The 17,302-nt window shown below is 72.9% G+C and carries 16 protein-coding genes and 1 pseudogene; 5 read left to right on the top strand and 12 right to left on the bottom strand.

Annotated elements, in window-relative coordinates; all coding sequences use genetic code 11:
• Positions 1-53: 53 nt before the first annotated feature.
• Entirely contained in the window at positions 54-3,035 is a 2,982-nt protein-coding gene (locus tag ACIQGZ_RS06175) for a UPF0182 family protein (RefSeq protein ID WP_402599635.1), read from the bottom strand.
• A 214-nt stretch (positions 3,036-3,249) separates the two neighbouring features.
• On the opposite strand from ACIQGZ_RS06175, the gene ACIQGZ_RS06170 reads away from it, so the two are divergent.
• Entirely contained in the window at positions 3,250-3,810 is a 561-nt protein-coding gene (locus tag ACIQGZ_RS06170) for a PPA1309 family protein (RefSeq protein WP_402599634.1), read from the top strand.
• A 46-nt stretch (positions 3,811-3,856) separates the two neighbouring features.
• Here the strand turns inward: ACIQGZ_RS06170 and ACIQGZ_RS06165 are convergent, their stop codons facing one another.
• From ACIQGZ_RS06165 to ACIQGZ_RS06150, 4 genes are all read right to left on the bottom strand, one after another.
• Positions 3,857-4,942, bottom strand: coding sequence for a PDZ domain-containing protein (locus tag ACIQGZ_RS06165; protein WP_402599633.1), 1,086 nt, complete (start codon positions 4,940-4,942; stop codon positions 3,857-3,859).
• An 86-nt stretch (positions 4,943-5,028) separates the two neighbouring features.
• The gene (locus ACIQGZ_RS06160; RefSeq protein ID WP_402599632.1) at positions 5,029-5,211 is read right to left on the bottom strand and encodes a hypothetical protein; all 183 of its coding nucleotides are present in this window, start codon (positions 5,209-5,211) and stop codon (positions 5,029-5,031) included.
• A 113-nt stretch (positions 5,212-5,324) separates the two neighbouring features.
• A complete protein-coding gene (locus ACIQGZ_RS06155) occupies positions 5,325-5,759 on the bottom strand; it encodes a molybdenum cofactor biosynthesis protein MoaE (protein WP_402599631.1) in 435 nt (144 codons plus the stop codon).
• 56 nt (positions 5,760-5,815) lie between these two features.
• Positions 5,816-6,907 (bottom strand): NAD-dependent epimerase/dehydratase family protein, encoded by a 1,092-nt coding sequence (locus tag ACIQGZ_RS06150; RefSeq protein WP_402599630.1) that lies wholly within the window; start codon positions 6,905-6,907, stop codon positions 5,816-5,818.
• A 334-nt stretch (positions 6,908-7,241) separates the two neighbouring features.
• Between ACIQGZ_RS06150 and ACIQGZ_RS06145 the strand changes: the two genes are divergently transcribed.
• Both ACIQGZ_RS06145 and ACIQGZ_RS06140 read left to right on the top strand, forming a co-directional pair.
• Positions 7,242-8,831, top strand: a complete 1,590-nt coding sequence (locus tag ACIQGZ_RS06145; protein WP_402600001.1) for a zinc-dependent metalloprotease — start codon at positions 7,242-7,244, stop codon at positions 8,829-8,831.
• Positions 8,828-9,400 (top strand): NUDIX hydrolase, encoded by a 573-nt coding sequence (locus ACIQGZ_RS06140; RefSeq protein ID WP_402599629.1) that lies wholly within the window; start codon positions 8,828-8,830, stop codon positions 9,398-9,400. Before ACIQGZ_RS06145 ends, ACIQGZ_RS06140 begins: the two co-directional genes overlap by 4 nt.
• Here the strand turns inward: ACIQGZ_RS06140 and ACIQGZ_RS06135 are convergent.
• The 4 genes and pseudogenes from ACIQGZ_RS06135 to ACIQGZ_RS06120 form a co-directional block, all read right to left on the bottom strand.
• Positions 9,390-10,124 (bottom strand): AIM24 family protein, encoded by a 735-nt coding sequence (locus ACIQGZ_RS06135; RefSeq protein ID WP_402599628.1) that lies wholly within the window; start codon positions 10,122-10,124, stop codon positions 9,390-9,392. The genes ACIQGZ_RS06140 and ACIQGZ_RS06135 overlap by 11 nt on opposite strands.
• Positions 10,125-10,141: 17 nt before the next feature.
• Positions 10,142-10,819, bottom strand: a complete 678-nt coding sequence (locus tag ACIQGZ_RS06130) for an AIM24 family protein (protein ID WP_402599627.1) — start codon at positions 10,817-10,819, stop codon at positions 10,142-10,144.
• Positions 10,820-10,833: 14 nt separating this feature from the next.
• Positions 10,834-12,180: a TerD family protein gene (locus ACIQGZ_RS06125; protein WP_402599626.1), complete on the bottom strand. Its 1,347-nt coding sequence runs from the start codon at positions 12,178-12,180 to the stop codon at positions 10,834-10,836.
• A 265-nt stretch (positions 12,181-12,445) separates the two neighbouring features.
• A pseudogene (locus tag ACIQGZ_RS06120) lies at positions 12,446-13,006 on the bottom strand (M48 family metallopeptidase); the annotation flags it as partial.
• A gap of 261 nt (positions 13,007-13,267) precedes the next feature.
• On the opposite strand from ACIQGZ_RS06120, the gene ACIQGZ_RS06115 reads away from it, so the two are divergent.
• Both ACIQGZ_RS06115 and ACIQGZ_RS06110 read left to right on the top strand, forming a co-directional pair.
• The gene (locus tag ACIQGZ_RS06115; protein ID WP_402599625.1) at positions 13,268-14,509 is read left to right on the top strand and encodes a ThiF family adenylyltransferase; all 1,242 of its coding nucleotides are present in this window, start codon (positions 13,268-13,270) and stop codon (positions 14,507-14,509) included.
• Complete coding sequence (locus ACIQGZ_RS06110) at positions 14,506-15,849, top strand: ABC1 kinase family protein (protein ID WP_402599624.1); 1,344 nt, start codon at positions 14,506-14,508, stop codon at positions 15,847-15,849. The genes ACIQGZ_RS06115 and ACIQGZ_RS06110 overlap by 4 nt, the downstream gene beginning before the upstream one ends.
• Before the next feature lie 107 nt (positions 15,850-15,956).
• Here the strand turns inward: ACIQGZ_RS06110 and ACIQGZ_RS06105 are convergent, their stop codons facing one another.
• The 3 genes from ACIQGZ_RS06105 to ACIQGZ_RS06095 form a co-directional block, all read right to left on the bottom strand.
• Positions 15,957-16,316: a hypothetical protein gene (locus ACIQGZ_RS06105; RefSeq protein ID WP_402599623.1), complete on the bottom strand. Its 360-nt coding sequence runs from the start codon at positions 16,314-16,316 to the stop codon at positions 15,957-15,959.
• Entirely contained in the window at positions 16,313-16,672 is a 360-nt protein-coding gene (locus ACIQGZ_RS06100) for a WhiB family transcriptional regulator (protein ID WP_402600000.1), read from the bottom strand. The genes ACIQGZ_RS06105 and ACIQGZ_RS06100 overlap by 4 nt, the downstream gene beginning before the upstream one ends.
• Positions 16,673-16,814: 142 nt before the next feature.
• Positions 16,815-17,198: a hypothetical protein gene (locus tag ACIQGZ_RS06095; RefSeq protein WP_402599622.1), complete on the bottom strand. Its 384-nt coding sequence runs from the start codon at positions 17,196-17,198 to the stop codon at positions 16,815-16,817.
• Positions 17,199-17,302: the final 104 nt, after the last annotated feature.

Genomic DNA, 17,302 nt, shown 5'->3' with positions numbered 1-17,302 from the left:
CCGTAGCACGAACCGGGCGGGGGACGTCCCACAGGACGCCCCCCGCCCCGCCGTCACGGCGTGGGGGTGGTCGACGGCGCGGGTGTCGTCGCCGGCGTCCCCGTCGGGGGCGTCGTGGCCGGCGTCGACGGCCGGCCCGCCTGCACCGCTGCGTTCAGCGCGTCCCGCAGCTTCTGCTGCTCGGCGCCGTACGTGGCCCAGTCGCCGTCCTTGAGGGCCTTCTGACCTGCTTCGAACGCCTGCTGGGCGTCATCGAGGGCCCTCTGGACCTGCGGGCTCACCGGGGTACCGGTCCCGCCGCCGGTGCTCGGCGGCGCGGTGGTACCGCCACCGGTGCTCGGCGGCGTGGTGCTGCTGCCACCGCCCTGCTCCGGGCCGGCGCCCACTCCCAGCACCTGCTTGAGCGCCTCCTGGAGGGTGTCGGTGTAGGCGATGTTGTCGCTGCCGCCGAAGACCGCCAGCACCTTCCGCAGCCGGGGATAGTTCACGCCGGCGCCGCGCACATACACGGGCTCCACATAGAGCAGGCCGTTTCCGACCGGCAGGGTGAGCAGGTTCCCGTATTCGAGCGTGGAGTCACCTTGCTTGAGCAGGTTGATGTCGGTGGCGATACCCGGATACGAGTTGAACTTCGCCTGCACCTGCTTGGGTCCGGGAATGGTGTTCCCGTCGCTCTTCTCCGGCATCGTGAGAATGTGCATCTTGCCGTAGTCCGGCCCGGGGTTGGCGTTCACCGCCATGAAGGCGGCCAGGTTGTCCCGGCGGTTGGGCACGAAGCTGGTGGTGAGCGAGAATGCCGCGTCCTCCCCCGGCATCCGCACCGTCAGGTAGTACGGCGGCTGGTCGGCGTGGGAGTTGCTGGTCGGGTCGGTCGGCACCTTCCACACGTCGCTGCTGGCGTAGAAGGCCGCCGGGTCGGTGACGTGGTACCGGGTCAGCAGGTCGCGCTGCACCTTGAAGAGGTCCTGCGGGTAGCGCAGGTGCGGCAGCAGGTCCGCGCCGATGGCCGAACGCGGCTTGACGGTGCCCGGGAACGCCTTCATCCAGGTCTTCAGCACCGGGTCCTTGTCATCCCACTGGTAGAGGGTGACGGCGCCGGTGAAGGCGTCCACGGTGGCCTTGACCGAGTTGCGGATGTAGTTGACCTGGTTGGCCTGGGCCAGCACCTCGCGCCCGGAGCCGGTGAGCGAGTCGGCGGTGGCGTCGCCCAGCGTGGTGCGCGAGGAGTACGGGTAGCCGTTGCTGGTGGTGTAGCCGTCGACCACCCACTGCACCCTGCCGTCCACCACGACCGGGTACGGGTCGCCGTCGATGGAGAGCCAGGGCGCGACGGCCTCGACCCGCTCCTTGGGCGTCCGCTCGTACATGATCTTGGCGCCGGAGGTGATGGCCCCGGAGTAGAGGATCTGCGGCTCGGAGAACTTCACCGCGTACGCGGCCCGGGTGAACGGGTTGTCCAGCGAGACGCCGCCGCTGCCGTCGTACTTGTAGGTGACCTCCTTGCCGGCGTCGCTGTCGTAGTAGTCCAGCTCCTCGTTGCTGCCGCCGACGATGGAGTAGTCGGTGGTCTGCTCGCCGTAGTAGACCCGCCACTGGGTGTCGCTGGGGAACTGCCCCTTGGGCGGCAGGCCGGACTGGGTGAAGTCCGGGTCGCCGTCCTTGGTGACGCTGTTGCCCTTGGCCGTCACGGCGGCGTACCCGTGGGTGTACTTGAAGTGGTCGTTGAGCCAGCTCCTGGCCGGCACGCCGGCCAGGTTGAGTTCGCGGACGCCGACCACCGTGTCCTGGACGTTGTCACCGGTGCCGTAGCGGTCGATGTCCAGCGGGGAGGCGAAGGAGTAGTAGCCGCGCTGCTGCTCCAGCTGGGTGAAGGTCGGGGAGACGATGTTGGGGTCCAGCACCCGGATGTTGTTGAGCGTCCCGGTGTCCTTGGCCAGCACGCTCTTGTCCGCACTCCCGGACGCCGTGTACTGCTCGACGGTGGCGTCGTCGATGTCGTACGCGGCTCTGGTGGCGTCGATGTTCTTCTTGATGTACGGCCGCTCCTTGGCCGCCTCGTTCGGCTTGACCTGGAACTGCTGGACGATCGTCGGGTAGAGCCCGCCGATCAGCAGCGCCGAGAGGACCATCAGCCCGAAGCCGGTGAGCGGCAGCGCCCAGGTGCGGCGCAGCGGGGTGATGAAGAACAGCACCGCGCAGATGATGGCGACGCAGAACAGGATGGTCTTGGCGGGCAGGTACGCGTTGGCGTCCACGAACCGCAGACCGGTCCAGGCGTCGGTGTCCTTGATCGAGCTGGACTTCAGCGCCAGCGCGTACCGGTCCAGCCAGTACGCCACCGCCTTCAGCGCCACGAAGGCGCCCAGCAGCACCGCCAGGTGGCCCTGGGCCGCCGTGCTGACCCGGCGCCCCGGGCCCTGGAGGCGCAGGCCCCCGTACAGGTAGTGCACCAGCAGCGACGCCAGCAGCGCCACGATCACCGCGCTGAAGCCGAAGTTGAGCAGGAAGCGGTACCAGGGCAGGTCGAAGGTGTAGAAGGAGATGTCCTTGTGGAACTGCGGGTCCCTGGTGCCGAAGGACGTGGCGTTGACCCACTGCAGCCAGGTGCGCCACTGGCCGGAGGCGGTGCCGCCGGCGATCAGGCCGACCACCACCGAGAAGCCCAGCAGCAGCCAGCGGCGGTAGGGGGCGACGCCCAGCCGGTAGCGGTCCAGGCTCTGCTGCTCGACGGACATCGCGCTCAGCGGCGGCCGCAGCCGGTGGGCGAGCCAGATGTTCAGCCCGACCACCAGGGCCATCAGCAGCCCGAAGACGGCGAAGAGGCCGAGCTTGGTCTCCAGCCGGGTGCTGAACACCGAGGAGTAGTGGACCGACCGATACCACAGCCAGTCGGTCCAGAAGCCGGCGAAGACGACGAAGACCAGTGCCAGCACCGCGAGCACGGCGGCCGTCAGCAGCAGGGCCCGAGAGCGTCGGGATGACGCGCCGGCTCTGAACCGGGGACCGGCGGGTCCGGACCCTCCGCGGTCCGGCATCTGGAATACCAAGGGGAGCACCTCTGTCGTCTGTCCGGCAGGTCGCCTGCCGACCGTGGCGCCGTCTCATCGACACCAGATAGGCAACTTACCCGGCCTTTACCTGAGTTCCCGACCCCGTGTACGCATTGCCCGGACCCGGGCGGCCCGGGAGCCGGCCGGGGCCGCCCGGGGCGGCCCCGGCGGGGGTGCCGGGCGTGTGAGGATAGGGGCCATGTCCGAGCATCCCGAGACTTCCGACGCGGCCCTGCCCCCCGCCGCGACCCCGCTGACCCGCGCCGTGCTGGAGATGGACGGCTATGTGGCCACCATGGGCTGGGACCTGCCCGCGCGGCTGTTCGCCCTGGTGGACACCGGGCAGCTGCTGGCCAGCGAGCCGGGCCTGGCCGCGCAGCTGGGCCTGGCGGAGGGCCAGGCCGGCGGCCTGACCCCGGTGGAGCAGGAGGAGCTGCCGGACGGGATGGCGCTGGACGAGTTCCTGGGCACCATCGCCTGGCCGGAGGTGGTGGCCGGCTGCGCGCTGGTGGTGGAGCGGCTGATGCTGCCGCCGGGCGCCGAGGCCAAGGTGCCCGACGAGGTGGACGAGGACCGGCTGGCGGCCTGGGTCGCGGAGCACCCCGACCGCCAGGAGGTGCGGATCACGGCGGCGGTGCTGCGGGACGGCAGCCGCGAGACGGCGCTGCGGCTGCGGGCCAAGGACTCCGAGCGCGAGGTGCTGACCGGCGCCGACCTGGTGCCGGCGCTGTCGGAAGCACTGCTGGCGACCTTCGCCTGACGCCCGGGGCGCGGGCGCTCAGGCGCAGGACGTCAGCAGTAGGGCGTCAGGAGCAGGACGGCAGTGCGGCGGTGTCGCCGGACCGGATCGCCTCCAGCGCCTTGAGCGCGTCGCCCAGACTCTTCACCTTCACCAGCGTGAGGCCGCCGGGGATGTCCTTGGCGGCCTCCGCGCAGTTGTCGGCCGGGGTGAGGAAGTACTGCGCCCCGGCGCCGCGCGCGGCGATGGTCTTCATGGAGATGCCGCCGATCGGCCCGACCTGGCCGGTGTCGCTGATGGTGCCGGTGCCGGCCACGAACTTGCCGCCGGTCAGATCGGTGGGCTGAAGCTTGTCGATGATGCCCAGCGAGAACATCAGCCCGGCGCTGGGCCCGCCGACGTCCTGGAGGCCGATGTCGATGCTGAACGGGAAGGTGTGCTTGGTGCCGGGCTGGATGCCGACCATGGCCCGGTCGGCGCCGGGCGCCTTGACGGTGCGGATGGTCACCTGGGTGGTCTGGGGGCTGTTGTCGCGGGTGCTCCGGGAGCCCGCCTTGCCGACCGGCACCACGGTGAAGACGACGTCCTCGCCGGGCTTGTGCTTGGTGACCAGCTCGGCGACCTGCTCCGGCTTGGTGACGGTGGTGCCGTCCACCGCCTTGATCGTCTCACCGGCGTGCAGCTTGCCCTGCGAGGGCGAGCCGGCCACCACCGACTCCACGATCACATCGGTGCCCACCGGGTAGCCGAGCTGGCGCAGCGCGGCGGACTTGGCGCTGTCCTGCGAGGATGCGAACTCCTCGGCGTTCTGCTGCTCGGCCTGCTGCTCGGTCTGGTTGTCCGGGTAGAGGTTGGCGTGCGGCACCACGTCCACGTCGTCCCGCAGCCAGCCGACCACCGCGGCGACCAGGCTGGGCCGGTAGTCGGCGCCGGTGACCTGGACGGTGGTCATGTTCAGGTGTCCGCTGGTGGGGTAGGTCTTGCGGCCCTCGATGCTGATCACCGGTTTGCCGTTCTGCTGGCCCAGGGTGTTGTACGTGGGCCCGGGGCTCATCTCGGCGTACGGGACGCTCATGATGGGCAGCACAGAGGCGCACAGCATCGCTATCAGCAACAGGGTGGCGGCGAGCATCGTCGCAGAGCGGCGTGGCATGCCACGACAGTACGGGACGGGAACGGGCCTGCGCGTCCCGGCCCGCACAACCGGCCCGGCCCGCAGGACAGCCCGGGACGGCGGAACTAGCGGGGTTCGCCGTGCCCGGCGGGGGTGGTGCTGCGCTCCATCGCGGCGCGGAACCGCTCGTAGTCGGCGAGCGAGGCTCCGTCGCCGGCGGCACGCGGCGGCCGGGCGGCCCAGGCCGCCCAGACGGCGGCGGCGAGCGCCGCGACGACCGGAATGACCAACCAGGCAAGCGCGCCCATACCGTACTCCCAGCTCATGGTGCCTATGAGCAGATTATCCACTCGGTCGACGGGCGCTGCTCGCGCCGGGGTCCGCGTACGCCCGTTCGGGTGAGGAGCGGGCGGTGCGGGGTTCAGCAGGCGCCTACCCACTCCTGCTCGCCGTCCGCGAACACCTGGCGCTTCCAGATCGGCACCTCCTGCTTGAGGTCGTCGATCAGCCGTCGGCAGGCGGCGAACGCCTCCGCCCGGTGCGGGCAGGAGACCGCCACGATCACGGCCGGCTCGGTGATCTCCAGCAGGCCGACCCGGTGCACGGCGGCCAGCGCCCGGACCGGCAGGTCCGCGGCGACCTTCTCCGCCACCCGGCGCAGCTCGGCCTCGGCGGTCGGATGGGCGGTGTACTCCAGCGAGGCCACCGAACGGCCGCCGTCGTGGTCGCGCACGGTGCCGACGAAGACGGCGGTGCCACCGGCGGCGGTGTCACCCACCGCCGCGTACACCTCGTCCAGCGAGAGCGGGGTGTCACGCAGGGCCAGCAGGCGGATCGGGTCGGCGGTGTCCGGCATGCGTTCCACGATACGGGGTGCGCGCGGCCCGGCGGACCATGATCGCCGGTGCCGGGTCAGGCGCGTCGCCGCCGTCTGGCCCGGCGGACCAGGGCGGCGGTGCCGACCAGCGCGACCGTGGCACCGGCGGCGCCCAGCGTGGTCGCCGCGTCCTTGCCGCCGAGGCGGCGGCCGGCCACCGCGTGGTTGCCCTGCACCTGGCTGAGCAGCTCCGCCAGCACCTCCTCGTTGGTGTACCGGGGACGCCAGCCGGCCTCGTGCAGCCGGCTGCCGGAGACCACCCAGGGGTACATCGTGTACGCCAGGTCCCCGGCCGGTGCCGGGGTGAGGCCCAGCCGGTGCAGCCGGGCGGCGGTGCCCAGTGCCAGCGAGGCGGGCAGCTCCATCCGCCGGATGCCGGTCAGCTGCTCCACCTCCTCCTGCTCCAGCCAGCCGTCGCAGCCGACCGTGACCTCCCCCTCGACCCTGCCGAGCACGGCGTACTCCAGCGCGGCGGCCAGGTCCTCGACGTGGCAGAACTGCCAGCACGGCCGGGAGCCGGAGACCACCAGCAGCCGTGGCGCCTCGAAGTGCCGGGTGAGCACGGTGTCCACCCCCGGACCGACCACCACGGCGGGCCGCAGCACGGTGACGTTCAGCCCCGGGTGGGCGCGCGGCGCGCGGCGGCCCAGCCGCTCTATCTCCAGCAGGTCCCCGACCAGCGACGCCTCCTCGGTGGCCCGCAGCTCGGCGTCCTCCGCGAGCGGCACCTCGTTGTCGGCGAGCGCGCCGTAGACCATGGCGGAGGTGCAGAGCACCACCCGGTGCACCCCGGCGGCAGCGGCGGCGGTCAGCACGGTCTGCGTACCGCGCACGTTGTAGGCGCTGCGGGCCTTGGGCTCGGACTCCATGCCCAGGTCGAGCGCCAGGTGCACCACCACGTCGACGCCGCGCAGCCGCTCGGCCACGGCCGGGTCGCGGACGTCCAGCACCCGCCAGTGCACGCCGGGCACATCGCCGCGCCGCTCGTCGACGGCCAGCACCCGGCGCACCCCCGGCGAGTCGACCAGCCGGGCGGCCAGCAGCCGGCCCACCCCGGAGGCGGCGCCGGTGACGGCGACCACCAGCGGCCTGCCGTCGTACGGTACGGGGGCGGCCTCGGGCCGCACGGCGCCGGCGGACTCCTCGGACGGGGCGGCCGGGCCTTCCCCGTCCCCGGTCAGCCCGGACCCGGTATGCCCGGACCCGGTCAGCCCAGAGCGAACGTCCGAAGGCGGGGAACTCACCGGCCATCCTCCACGGTTAGTTTTGTTGCGTACGTACGTGTGTCACGTACCGACCATCCTGCCCGAGGCGGGGGCCTGGCGGTGCACCCGGCACGGGCGGACCGCCGAGAGGCCGCCCGCACCGCGCCGCCTGCACCATGCCGGGGGCCGCGCGGCCTCGGACGGGTCAGACGCCCGCCACGGCAACCCGGTGACGGCCGACGAGATCGAGGAACTCGTGAGCGACATCCCCTTCGGATTCGGTGTCCCCCCTGAGGAGCCCGAGGACGGAAAGCCCGGCGAGGGCGGCAAGGGGTCCGGCTCCGGTCAGGGCTCCGGCGGCGGAAAGGGCGGTCCCGGGCAGGGCTCCGGCGGTACGCCCCAGAACCCCTTCGGCTTCGGCGGCAACCCGTTCGGCGGCCTCTTCGGCATGGGCGGCGCCCAGGGCGCCGGGGCCGGCGACAACCCGTTCGCCGCGATGATGGGCGGCGCCTTCAACCCGGCCGACCTGGGCGCGGCCTTCCAGCAGCTCGGCCAGATGCTCTCCTTCGAGGGCGGCCCGGTCAACTGGGACCTGGCCAAGGACATCGCCCGGCAGGCCGTGGTCACCGGGGACGCCGAGGGCGGCGGCAAGGACCGCTCGGTGAGCGACGGCGAGAAGGCCGCCGTCTCCGAAGCGGTCCGGCTGGCCGACCTCTGGCTGGACTCGGTGACCGACTTCCCGTCCGGCGCGGGCACCGCCGTGGCCTGGAGCCGGGCGGAGTGGATCGAGGCCACCATCCCCGTCTGGAAGGACCTGGTGGACCCGCTCGCCGAGCGGGTGGCCGGTGCCATGGGCGGTGTGGTGCCCGAGGAGATGCAGGCCATGGCGGGCCCGCTCTTGGGCGTGATGCGCAGCATGGGCGGCGCCATGTTCGGCACCCAGATCGGGCAGGCGCTGGGCGCGCTGGCGGGCGAGGTGGTCGGCTCGGCGGATGTCGGGCTGCCGCTGGGCCCGGCCGGGCGGGCGGCGCTGCTGCCGCAGAACATCGAGCGGTTCGGCGCGGGGCTGAGCGTCCCCGCCGAGGAGGTGCGGCTCTACCTGGCGCTGCGCGAGGCCGCCCACCAGCGGCTCTTCGCCCATGTGCCCTGGCTGCGGCAGCACCTGTTCGGCGCGGTCGAGGCGTATGCGCGCGGCATCAAGGTCGACACCTCCCGGCTGGAGGACCTGGTCGGCCAGCTGGACCCGTCCAATCCCGAGGCGTTGCAGGAGGCACTGCAGGGCGGCGTCTTCCAGCCGGAGGACACCCCCGAGCAGAAGACCGCGCTGGCCCGGCTGGAGACGGCGCTGGCCCTGGTCGAGGGCTGGGTGGACGCGGTGGTGCACGCGGCAGCCGCCCCGCATCTGCCGCAGGCCGCCGCGCTGCGGGAGACGCTGCGCCGCCGCCGGGCGACCGGCGGGCCGGCCGAGCAGACCTTCGCCACCCTGGTGGGCCTGGAGCTGCGGCCGCGCCGGCTGCGGGACGCCTCGCGGCTGTGGGCGTCGCTGGCGGACGCCCGGGGTCTGGAGGGCCGCGACGCGCTCTGGGGCCACCCGGACATGCTCCCGACGGCGGACGACCTGGACGACCCGGACGGCTTTGTGCACCGCGAGGAGCTGGATCTGAGCGGCTTCGACTTCTCCGAGCTGGAGAGGCCCGACCTGGAGAAGCACGACCAGCAGGGGGCGGACGGGCAGCAGGGGGCGGACGGGCAGCAGGACACAGGCCGCGAGAGCGGCCAGCAGGGCAAGGGCGACAGCGGGCAGGACCCGGAGGGCGATGAGGGGAAGGGCGAGCCCACCGCATGACACTGCACGACGACGCCGTACGGGCGCTGAAGGACTGGACGGCGCCCGAGGAGCCGGAGAGCGGACAGGAGCGGCTGCGGCTGGACTACCTGGACCATCTCGCCGCGCACCGGGACGGCCTGTGGCGCCAGTGCCTGCCCGCACACCTCACCGCCAGCGCCCTGGTGGTGGACCCGGCGCACGACAGGGTGCTGCTCACCCTGCACGCCAAGGTGGGCCGCTGGCTCCAGATGGGCGGCCACTGCGAGCCGGAGGACGGCACGCTGGCGGCGGCGGCGCTGCGGGAGGCCACCGAGGAGTCCGGCATCCCCGGGCTGGTGCTGCTGGCGGCGGCCGACGGCCCGGCCCCGGTACGGCTGGATCGGCACCGGGTGCGCTGCGCCGGCCGGGACCGCCCGGAGAGCGACCATCTGGATGTGCAGTACGTCGCCCTGGCGCCGGCCGGCGCCGAGGCGGCGATCAGCGAGGAGTCGCTCGACCTGCGCTGGTTCGACTACGAGGCGCTGCCGCAGCTCACCGACCGCTCGGTCCGCGAGCTGGTGGCGCGGGCCCGCGAGCTCATCGGCTGACGCCGCGCGGGCCGCCCTGACCGAGGCCCGACTGGGTTGCCACCCCCCGCAGCGGAATCCGCCGCGGGGGGAGCAGCTCGCTCGGCTGGACGACCACGTACCCGGTGCCGCTGAAGGCCATCTCCCAGCCCTCGGTGGCGGTGCCGCGCCGCCGCCACACCTCGGTGTTGCGGCTCTGCGCCTGGAGCTGCACCTCAAGGCCGGAGGACCAGGCCACCACCGCGTCGGCGTCCGCGAAGCAGTACGCGCCGGGCCGGACCCGCATCACCAGCGGCTGCCCGGACGTCATCAGTACCAGCGTGCCGCTGCCGGTCAGCTCCAGGCTGCGGGAGCCGACGCCGCTGATGTGCTCGCCGCCCTGGACGCCGACGACCTGCCAGCGCAGCGAGGAGTCCATCGCCAGGACATAGGAGCTGGTGATGGTCAGCTGCTCGCGTTGCAGCTCCAGGATGTGCAGATGCTGGGCGAGGTTCGCCAGGTAGACGGTGCCGTCGCCGTCGCAGCGCATCAGCTCCAGTGTCGTCGGGTCGTTGCCGCGCCGGTTGCGGCGGCCGGCCGGCGACCAGCTGGTGAAGGCGACCTTGCCGGTGTAGGCGACCATGGCGCCACTGCGGGCCAGCACATCGCCGCTGCCGTCCACCCGTACTCGCAGCAGCTGCGGGTTCTGGAGTGCGTAGCGGCCGACGGCCTGGGTCTCGGTGTGGCCGAAGAGGGGGCTCTGCACGGTGTCGGTCTCCTGGCTCAGCCGCGGATCTTGAGTCGGTCGGAGGTGTCCTCGCTGGGCTGGACGACGACAAAGCCGGCGCCGCTGAAGCCCAGCTGCATCGCCTCGCCGCTGCCGCGCCCGATCAGCGCGCCGACCTTGAAGGTGCTGCGGGCCTTGACCTGGAGGCCGGTGGTCCAGGCGACCAGTGCGTCCGGGTCCACGCAGGTCTGCGCCTCGGCGCAGTCCAGCACCACCGGGACGCCGCGTGAGGTGACCGCCACCCAGCCGCTGCCCGAGACCGTCACGTTGTAGAGGCCGGTGCCGGCCAGCAGGGCGGGGCCCCTGACCTTCTCGACCTTGCACTGGAGGGTGGCGTCGAGCGCCAGCAGATGCGAGCCGTTGACCGACAGCGACTCGTCGTCCAGCTGGAGGATCAGGATGTCGGCGCCGAAGTCGGCCAGGTACAGGGTGCCGTCGCCGGTCCAGTTCATCAGCGGGGTGCGCTCGCCGGACGCCCAGTCCCCCAGCGCGCTGCGGAAGGACTGGGAGATCGGCTCGTACTGGAGGAACCCCTCGTAGGCGACCATGGCGCCGGGCTTGGCGTAGACGTCCTGGCCGGTGGTGACGGCCACCTTGCACATCGCCGACCCGTGGTTGCTCATCCGGGCGGTGGTCGGGGCCGGGGCGAAGCCGGCCAGCGGCTGCAGGTCCATGGTGCGGCGGCCTCTCAGACCTCGAAGGGCTGGACGACGATGAAGTTCCCCGGGGCGCCGCGGAACTGGAGGCTGTACGACTCCCCGGCATGGCCCGCGTACGCGGAGCGCTGGATGCGGACCGGCGCGGTGGTGATCACCTGGGAGCCCCTGGTCCAGGCGACCAGCGCGTTGACGTCGGCATAGGTCTCGGGAGCGGGGGTGACCGGCAGCATCACCGGGACGCCGTTGGTCTTGACCACGAGGGTGCCCCGGCCGCTGAACATCAGGGTGTAGAGGGCGCCGCCGGGCAGCCCCTCGCCCTCGATCCGCCGCACCTCATGCTCGATGCCCGCGTCGAAGGCCAGCACCCGGTCGGCGCTGACGCACAGCGCGTCGCCCTCCAGCTGCACCAGGTGGAGGTGGCTCGCCTCGTCGGCCAGGAAGACCTGGCCCTCGCCGCTGACCCGCATCAGCTTGAGCTGCTGGCCGGTGGCGTTGGCGGTGAGCTTGCGCAGCATGCCGGAGCTCTCATGGGCGAAGTCCGCCTTGCCCTGGTAGGCGACCATGCTGCCGTGCAGGGCGAGGACGTCCTGGTCCTTGGTGACGGTGACCCGGACCAGGTGGGGGTTCTGCTGGACCCAGCCGGACTGCTCGGGGACCTCGGCGTATTTGACCAGCGAGACCTTGACGCCGGGGGGTGGCGGCGGCAGGTCCGGCGGGGCGGGCCGGGGCAGCTCGGGTGGGCCAGGCTGGGCGGGGACGGCGGCCGGCTGGGCGGGTGCGGGGGGCGGGGCCGGTACGGGTGCGGGCTCGACGGACGCGGGTGCGGGCTCGGCTGCGGGCTCGTCCTCCAGCACCTCGCCGCCGTAGTTCTCCAGCAGTGCCCTCAGGCCCCCGTCGAAGCCCTGGCCGATCGCGCAGAACCGCCACTCGCCGTTCTTGCGGTAGATGTCGGCCAGCATCACGGCACGCTCGGTGCTGAACTCGGCGCCGGTGAAGGCGTACCGGCCGACCTCCTCGCCGCCGGCGACGATCCGTACATACCCGGACGCCACCTGGGACATCTGCCCGGCGCCGTCGATGGCGGCGGTGAAGCTGATCCGGTGCACGGCCTCCGGCACCTGCGACAGGAGCAGCCGGAACGACTCGCTGTCACCCGACTGGGCGCCGAGCAGCCGGATCGACTGCTCGGGCGAGGCGGGCTGGTTGAAGAAGATGAAGTACCGGTCGTCGCTCAGCCGCTCGGCGGCGTCCAGGCCGAAGCAGCTGATGTCGAGGGTCAGCCCCGGGGCGGAGAGCCGCACCCCGATGTAGAGGTCGTCGGCCGGAGTGAGGTCGCTGACGCGGACCCGGGCGGCCTTGAGGAGTTCCCTGGCCATGGTTCGCTTCGCTGCCCCTCCCTGCGTTCCGGCACGGTTCCGTGACCCTAACACCGCCGCTCGCGGCGGCCGAGGGGTGCTGCGATCAGGGGCAGTCGTCCTGCTCGGTACGCCCTTGGCCGTCCTCGTTCTGGAAGGCTTCGCCAGGGCCGTCTTCGGCCGAGCAGGCTTCGCCGGGCCCGTCTTCGGCCGAGCAGTCTTCCCCGGGCCCGTCTTCGCCCGGGTCGCCGTCGCGCCGGCCGGGCCCGTGCTGCTGGACCTGGCCGGACCCCGGGGCGTGCGGCAGCCGGGCGGCGGCGACCACGCCCTCCAGGTAGCCGCGTGCCCGCTCGGTGCGCGGGAAGGCGTCCAGCAGTGCCCAGAAGCGGCGGCCGTGGTCGGGCACCAGCAGATGGGCCAGCTCATGCAGCAGCACATAGTCGATGACGTACTCGGGCATCCCGCGCAGCCGGTGCGAGAGCCGGATCGAGCGCTCGGCGGGGGTGCAGGAGCCCCAGCGGGTGTTCTGGTTGGTGACCCAGCGGACCCGGTCGGGCGCCGCACGGCCGTCGAGATAGCGGTCGGACAGCTCGCGGGCGCGGGCGGCGAGCGCGTCGTCGCCCAGCGAGCGCCGGCTCTCCTGGGCGGCGAGCTTGTCCAGCATCAGCGCCACCCAGCGCTTCTCCTCGGCGGCCGACATCCGCGCCGGGATCAGGACGACCGTGCGGTCGCCCTCGCGGTAGGCGGAGACGGTGCGCCTGCGGCGGGCGCTGCGGCGCACCTCGACACCGTCGGAGGTCTCGGCCGTGCCGTCCACCGACGGATGGAAGTACCTTTCGGCTGCCACGGCAACGACGTTACCCGGTGGGACTGACGGAGTCCCCTGTTCCGGCCGGACCCGCAGCACGCCGGAGCCACTGCTCCGTGCACAGAGCAGCACATTCCCGCTGATTGCGGCCCCTTCGCTCGGCTGCGGGGTTCGGGTGGGCGTGGGTTGTCCACAGCGTCGCAGGCAGATGATCGGATGATCGCCGGGGGCTGTGGACAACGCGTTTCCCCCTCGGCCCGGCTCGGGGGCATGCTGCGGGAGAGGCGAAAGGGGGCCCGGATGATCCGTCCGATGCTCAAGACCGCGCTGCCCCGTACCTGGCGGGACCGCTCGGCACTGCAGTTCGGCGCGGTGGCCGAGCGGGCCACGGTGCTGGACGGCGTCGAACCGGAGGTGAGCGCCTTCCTCGACCTGGTCGACGGCAGCCGGGAGACCGCACGGCTGGTCGCGGAGGGCGAGCGGCTGGGCCTGGGGCCGGGGCAGCCGCTGGAGTTGCTGGCGTCGCTGGCCCGAGCCGGTCTGCTGGACGACGCCGGGGCACAGCAGGCCCTCGGTCCGCTCCCCGGTCGGCACCGGGAGCGGCTGGCCCCCGATCTGGCCTCGCTCTCCCTGGTGCATCCCGAGCCGGGGGCTGCTCCCGGTCTGCTGGCCGACCGGGCGGCGGCGATGGTGCGGGTGCACGGCGCGGGCCGGGTGGGTGCGGCGGTGGCGGCGCTGCTGACGGCGGCGGGCGTGGGGCGGGTGGAGGTGTGCGACGGCGGCCGGGTCACGGCGGCCGACTGCTCCCCGGCGGGCATCCCGCCGCAGGACGTCGGGCGGCTGCGCTCCACGGCGGTGCGCGAGGCGATGCACCGCGCCGGTGGCGGCCCGCAGGCGCGGAGCGCCGACGAGGGGCGCCCGCCCGACGTGGTGGTGCTCGCGCCGCGTGACGGCTCGGCCGGGCTGGCGGTCGATCCCGGGCAGGGACAGGAGCTGATGCGGGCCGGGGTGCCGCACCTCTATACGGGCGTGGTCGAGCATCTGGGCCTGGTGGGGCCGCTGGTGCTGCCGGGGGCGGCCGCCTGCGGCTCCTGCGTGTCGCTGCACCGTGGCGACCGGGACCCGGCCTGGCCCCGGCTGGTGGCACAGCTCTGCTCGGACGGCGCGGCGCGTGCCCGGACGCCCGCCTGCGACACGGCGGTGGCCGCCGCCGTCGCCGGGCTGGCGGCGCTGCATGTGCTGACGCTGCTGGGCGGCTTCCGGCCGCCGAGCGTGGACGGGCTGCTGGAGGTGTCGGCGGCGGACGGCATGGTCCGGCGGCTGCGGATGCCGCTCCATCCGGAGTGCGGCTGTGCCTGGTACAGCGGTGGCAGCAGCGTCGGCGGTGGTGGCGCGGGCGGTGGCGGCGCGGGGGGTGGCGGTGGCGGCGGTCACGCGCGAGGTCCGGCCGGGGCGGCCGAGGTAGCGGGCACAATGGCGAGGGGCCGCCTTTCCGCAACCGCGCGGGAGCCGGGCGGCCAGGTGCCAGGGAGGCCAGTGTGAGCGATCTTCCACGCAAGGCAGTCACGCGTACGGCGAGGCTCGCGGCGCTGCCTCTGGGGATAGCCGGTCGCGCCACGCTGGGCCTGGGCAAGCGCATCGGCGGCCGCCCCGCCGATGTGGTCGCCGCCGAGATGCAGCAGCGCACCGCCGACCAGCTCTTCAAGGTCCTCGGCGAGCTCAAGGGCGGGGCGATGAAGTTCGGGCAGGTGCTGTCCGTCTTCGAGGCGGCGCTGCCGGAGGAGGTCGCGGGTCCGTACCGGGCGGCGCTGACCAAGCTCCAGGACGCCGCGCCGCCGATGCCGGCGATCACCGTGCACACGGTGCTGGCCGAGGGGCTCGGTGCGGACTGGCGGGAGGACTTCCTGGAGTTCGACGACCGGCCGGCGGCGGCCGCCTCGATCGGGCAGGTGCACCGGGCCGTGTGGCGGGACGGCCGCCCGGTGGCGGTGAAGGTGCAGTATCCCGGTGCCGGTGAGGCGCTGCTCTCCGACCTCAACCAGCTGGCCCGGGTGGCACGGCTGTTCGGCCCGCTGATCCCGGGGCTGGACATCAAGCCGCTGATCAGCGAGCTGCGGGAACGGGTGGCCGAGGAGCTGGACTACGCCCTGGAGGCGAAGGCCCAGCAGGTGCACGCGGACGAGTTCCGCGACGATCCGGACATCCGGGTGCCCGGCGTGGTGGCTCAGGCGGACCGGGTGCTCGTCACCGAGTGGCTGGACGGGATTCCGCTGGCCGAGATCATCGCCGGGGGCACCCGGGAGGAGCGGGACCGGGCCGGATGGCTGCTGGTGCGCTTCCTGTTCGCCGGCCCCGCCCGCACCGGGCTGCTGCACGCCGACCCGCACCCGGGCAACTTCCGGCTGCTCAAGGACGACGGTCCGGCCGCGGGCTGGCAGCTGGGAGTGATGGACTTCGGCACCGTGGACCGGCTGCCGGAGGGGCTGCCGCTACCGGTCGGCACCGCGCTGCGGATGGCGCTGGCCGGGGAGGCGGGCGCCGTGCTGGAGATGCTGCGCGGGGAGGGTTTCGTCCGGCCGGAGATCGAGTTGGACGCCGATGCGGTGCTGGACTACCTGCGGCCGATGATCGAGCCGGCCGCCGAGGACCGCTTCACCTTCACCCGCAGCTGGATGCGGGCCCAGGCGGCCCGGATCGCCGATGTGCGCTCCCCCGCCTACAACCTGGGCAAGCAGCTCAACCTGCCGCCGTCGTACCTGCTGATCCACCGGGTGACGCTGAGCACCATCGGGGTGCTGTGCCAGCTGGGCGCCGAGGCGCCGTTCCGCCAGGAGATGCTGGAGTGGCTGCCGGGGTTCGCCGAGGACGAGGGGCTGGGCTGACGGGGGCCCGGTACACCGGGCTGCTACGCCGGACGGCCCCCCGCGCGCTGCGCGGGGGGCCGTCCGGGATTCAGTGGCATGCGCCGGGCCGACCGGGGTCGGCCCGATTACTGCATCAGCGCGGTCGCCAGGGCCCGGCGGGCGCGCATCGAGGCGCGCTCGGCCCGGCGCCGCAGCCGGCGGGCGTCGACGATCCGCCGGACGAGGCGTTCGTGCTCCGCCTCATGATGCAGTTGTTGGATATGCGCACGCGCCATGGCTTCGTGCATGAGATGCATGTCTCGGGTCCTGTTCTGGAGAGTCAGTTCAGAGGTCTGCTCGGGGCGGACGGTCGGATCGGCGATCGGGGTCATGGTGGGGTCCTGCTCGTCGTACGTGGAGTCGTGGAGGCGGGCGTCCGACTTGGCCGCGGCGATGCGGACGGAGATCCGCAGCACGTCGGCGGGGCGGACGGCGGTGGCGGTCACGCGGCGACCTCGGTCTTGCGCGGGCGGCCACGCGGCCGCTTGCGGGCCACGACGACGCCCTGCACGAACAGCTCCCCGCCCCAGACGCCCCAGGGCTCGCGGCGCTCAAGGGCGCCCTGGAGACAGGCCGCCTTCACCGGGCAGGTGGCGCAGAGGGACTTGGCGTACTCGACGTCCGCCGGGGTCTCGGCGAAGAAGACCTCGGGGTCGTAGGAGCGGCACGGGATGGTCGCGCCAAGGCCCTCGGCCTCGTCGAGCGCGGTGATCTGCATCAGGGATACCTCCGGGGGGCCGGCCTCGTGGGCCGGGGTGATCGGCTCTGTTGTCGGTACGGACGGGGGATGCGGTGTGGTGATCGTGGACACTGCTGCGTCTTCCTCGTCTTCGGGGTTCGTTCGGCCTTGTGGGCCGATGGAGCGTCTGGTACCGGACAAACAGAAGGGCCGCGGATCCCGGTGACGGGTTCCGCGGCCCTGGAGGCGCCGACCTGATGCTGGATCAGGTACGTTCTCTCCAGGGTTCGAGCCCGCGGAAGGCCCGCATCGAACGGGTGGCATCAGCCGTAAAGGCTGCTGCCTGAATCTGCTGGTCCTGCTGGGTGCCGGCACCGATGGCGTAGGCGTAGCCATAAGTAGCGGTGGCCGCTACTGCCTTCGGTGCCTTGGTCGGTCGGTCGCTGCGCTCCACGCGCTCCACGTCGACGGGAGTGGTCCAGTCACGGGACAGGCCGGTGTTGGACAGACCGGTCCCGCCGAGACCAAGCACGCCGCTGGCCAGCACGACGCCGCCACGCAGATGCGCGGCAACGGCGGAGACGCCCATGGCGACGGCGACGGTCTCGTCCGTCAGTTTGATCGTGGCGATCATCTTCGTGGTGTCCACTGTCCCCGCCTCCTCTCGGCGTCTCGCGAGCCCCGGTCCCCCGGGCCCCGACTGGTCGGCATTGTCGGTGATGCGTGTCATACGTGGGGTGCAGCTGTGACGGA

The sequence above is a fragment of the Streptomyces sp. NPDC092296 genome (assembly GCF_044755465.1).
Lineage (GTDB): Bacteria > Actinomycetota > Actinomycetes > Streptomycetales > Streptomycetaceae > Peterkaempfera.
This window is presented reverse-complemented; position numbering and strand designations above follow the sequence as displayed.

What these genes read in the sequence shown, in the direction of transcription:
- ACIQGZ_RS06115 (WP_402599625.1), top strand. Translation starts at nt 13,268, where the DNA reads ATGATCCGTCCGATGCTCAAGACCGCGCTGCCCCGTACCTGGCGGGAC.
- ACIQGZ_RS06125 (WP_402599626.1), bottom strand. Translation starts at nt 12,180, where the DNA reads ATGGCCAGGGAACTCCTCAAGGCCGCCCGGGTCCGCGTCAGCGACCTC.
- ACIQGZ_RS06130 (WP_402599627.1), bottom strand. Translation starts at nt 10,819, where the DNA reads ATGGACCTGCAGCCGCTGGCCGGCTTCGCCCCGGCCCCGACCACCGCC.
- ACIQGZ_RS06155 (WP_402599631.1), bottom strand. Translation starts at nt 5,759, where the DNA reads ATGCCGGACACCGCCGACCCGATCCGCCTGCTGGCCCTGCGTGACACC.
- ACIQGZ_RS06165 (WP_402599633.1), bottom strand. Translation starts at nt 4,942, where the DNA reads ATGCCACGCCGCTCTGCGACGATGCTCGCCGCCACCCTGTTGCTGATA.
- ACIQGZ_RS06160 (WP_402599632.1), bottom strand. Translation starts at nt 5,211, where the DNA reads ATGGGCGCGCTTGCCTGGTTGGTCATTCCGGTCGTCGCGGCGCTCGCC.
- ACIQGZ_RS06170 (WP_402599634.1), top strand. Translation starts at nt 3,250, where the DNA reads ATGTCCGAGCATCCCGAGACTTCCGACGCGGCCCTGCCCCCCGCCGCG.
- ACIQGZ_RS06175 (WP_402599635.1), bottom strand. Translation starts at nt 3,035, where the DNA reads ATGCCGGACCGCGGAGGGTCCGGACCCGCCGGTCCCCGGTTCAGAGCC.
- ACIQGZ_RS06140 (WP_402599629.1), top strand. Translation starts at nt 8,828, where the DNA reads ATGACACTGCACGACGACGCCGTACGGGCGCTGAAGGACTGGACGGCG.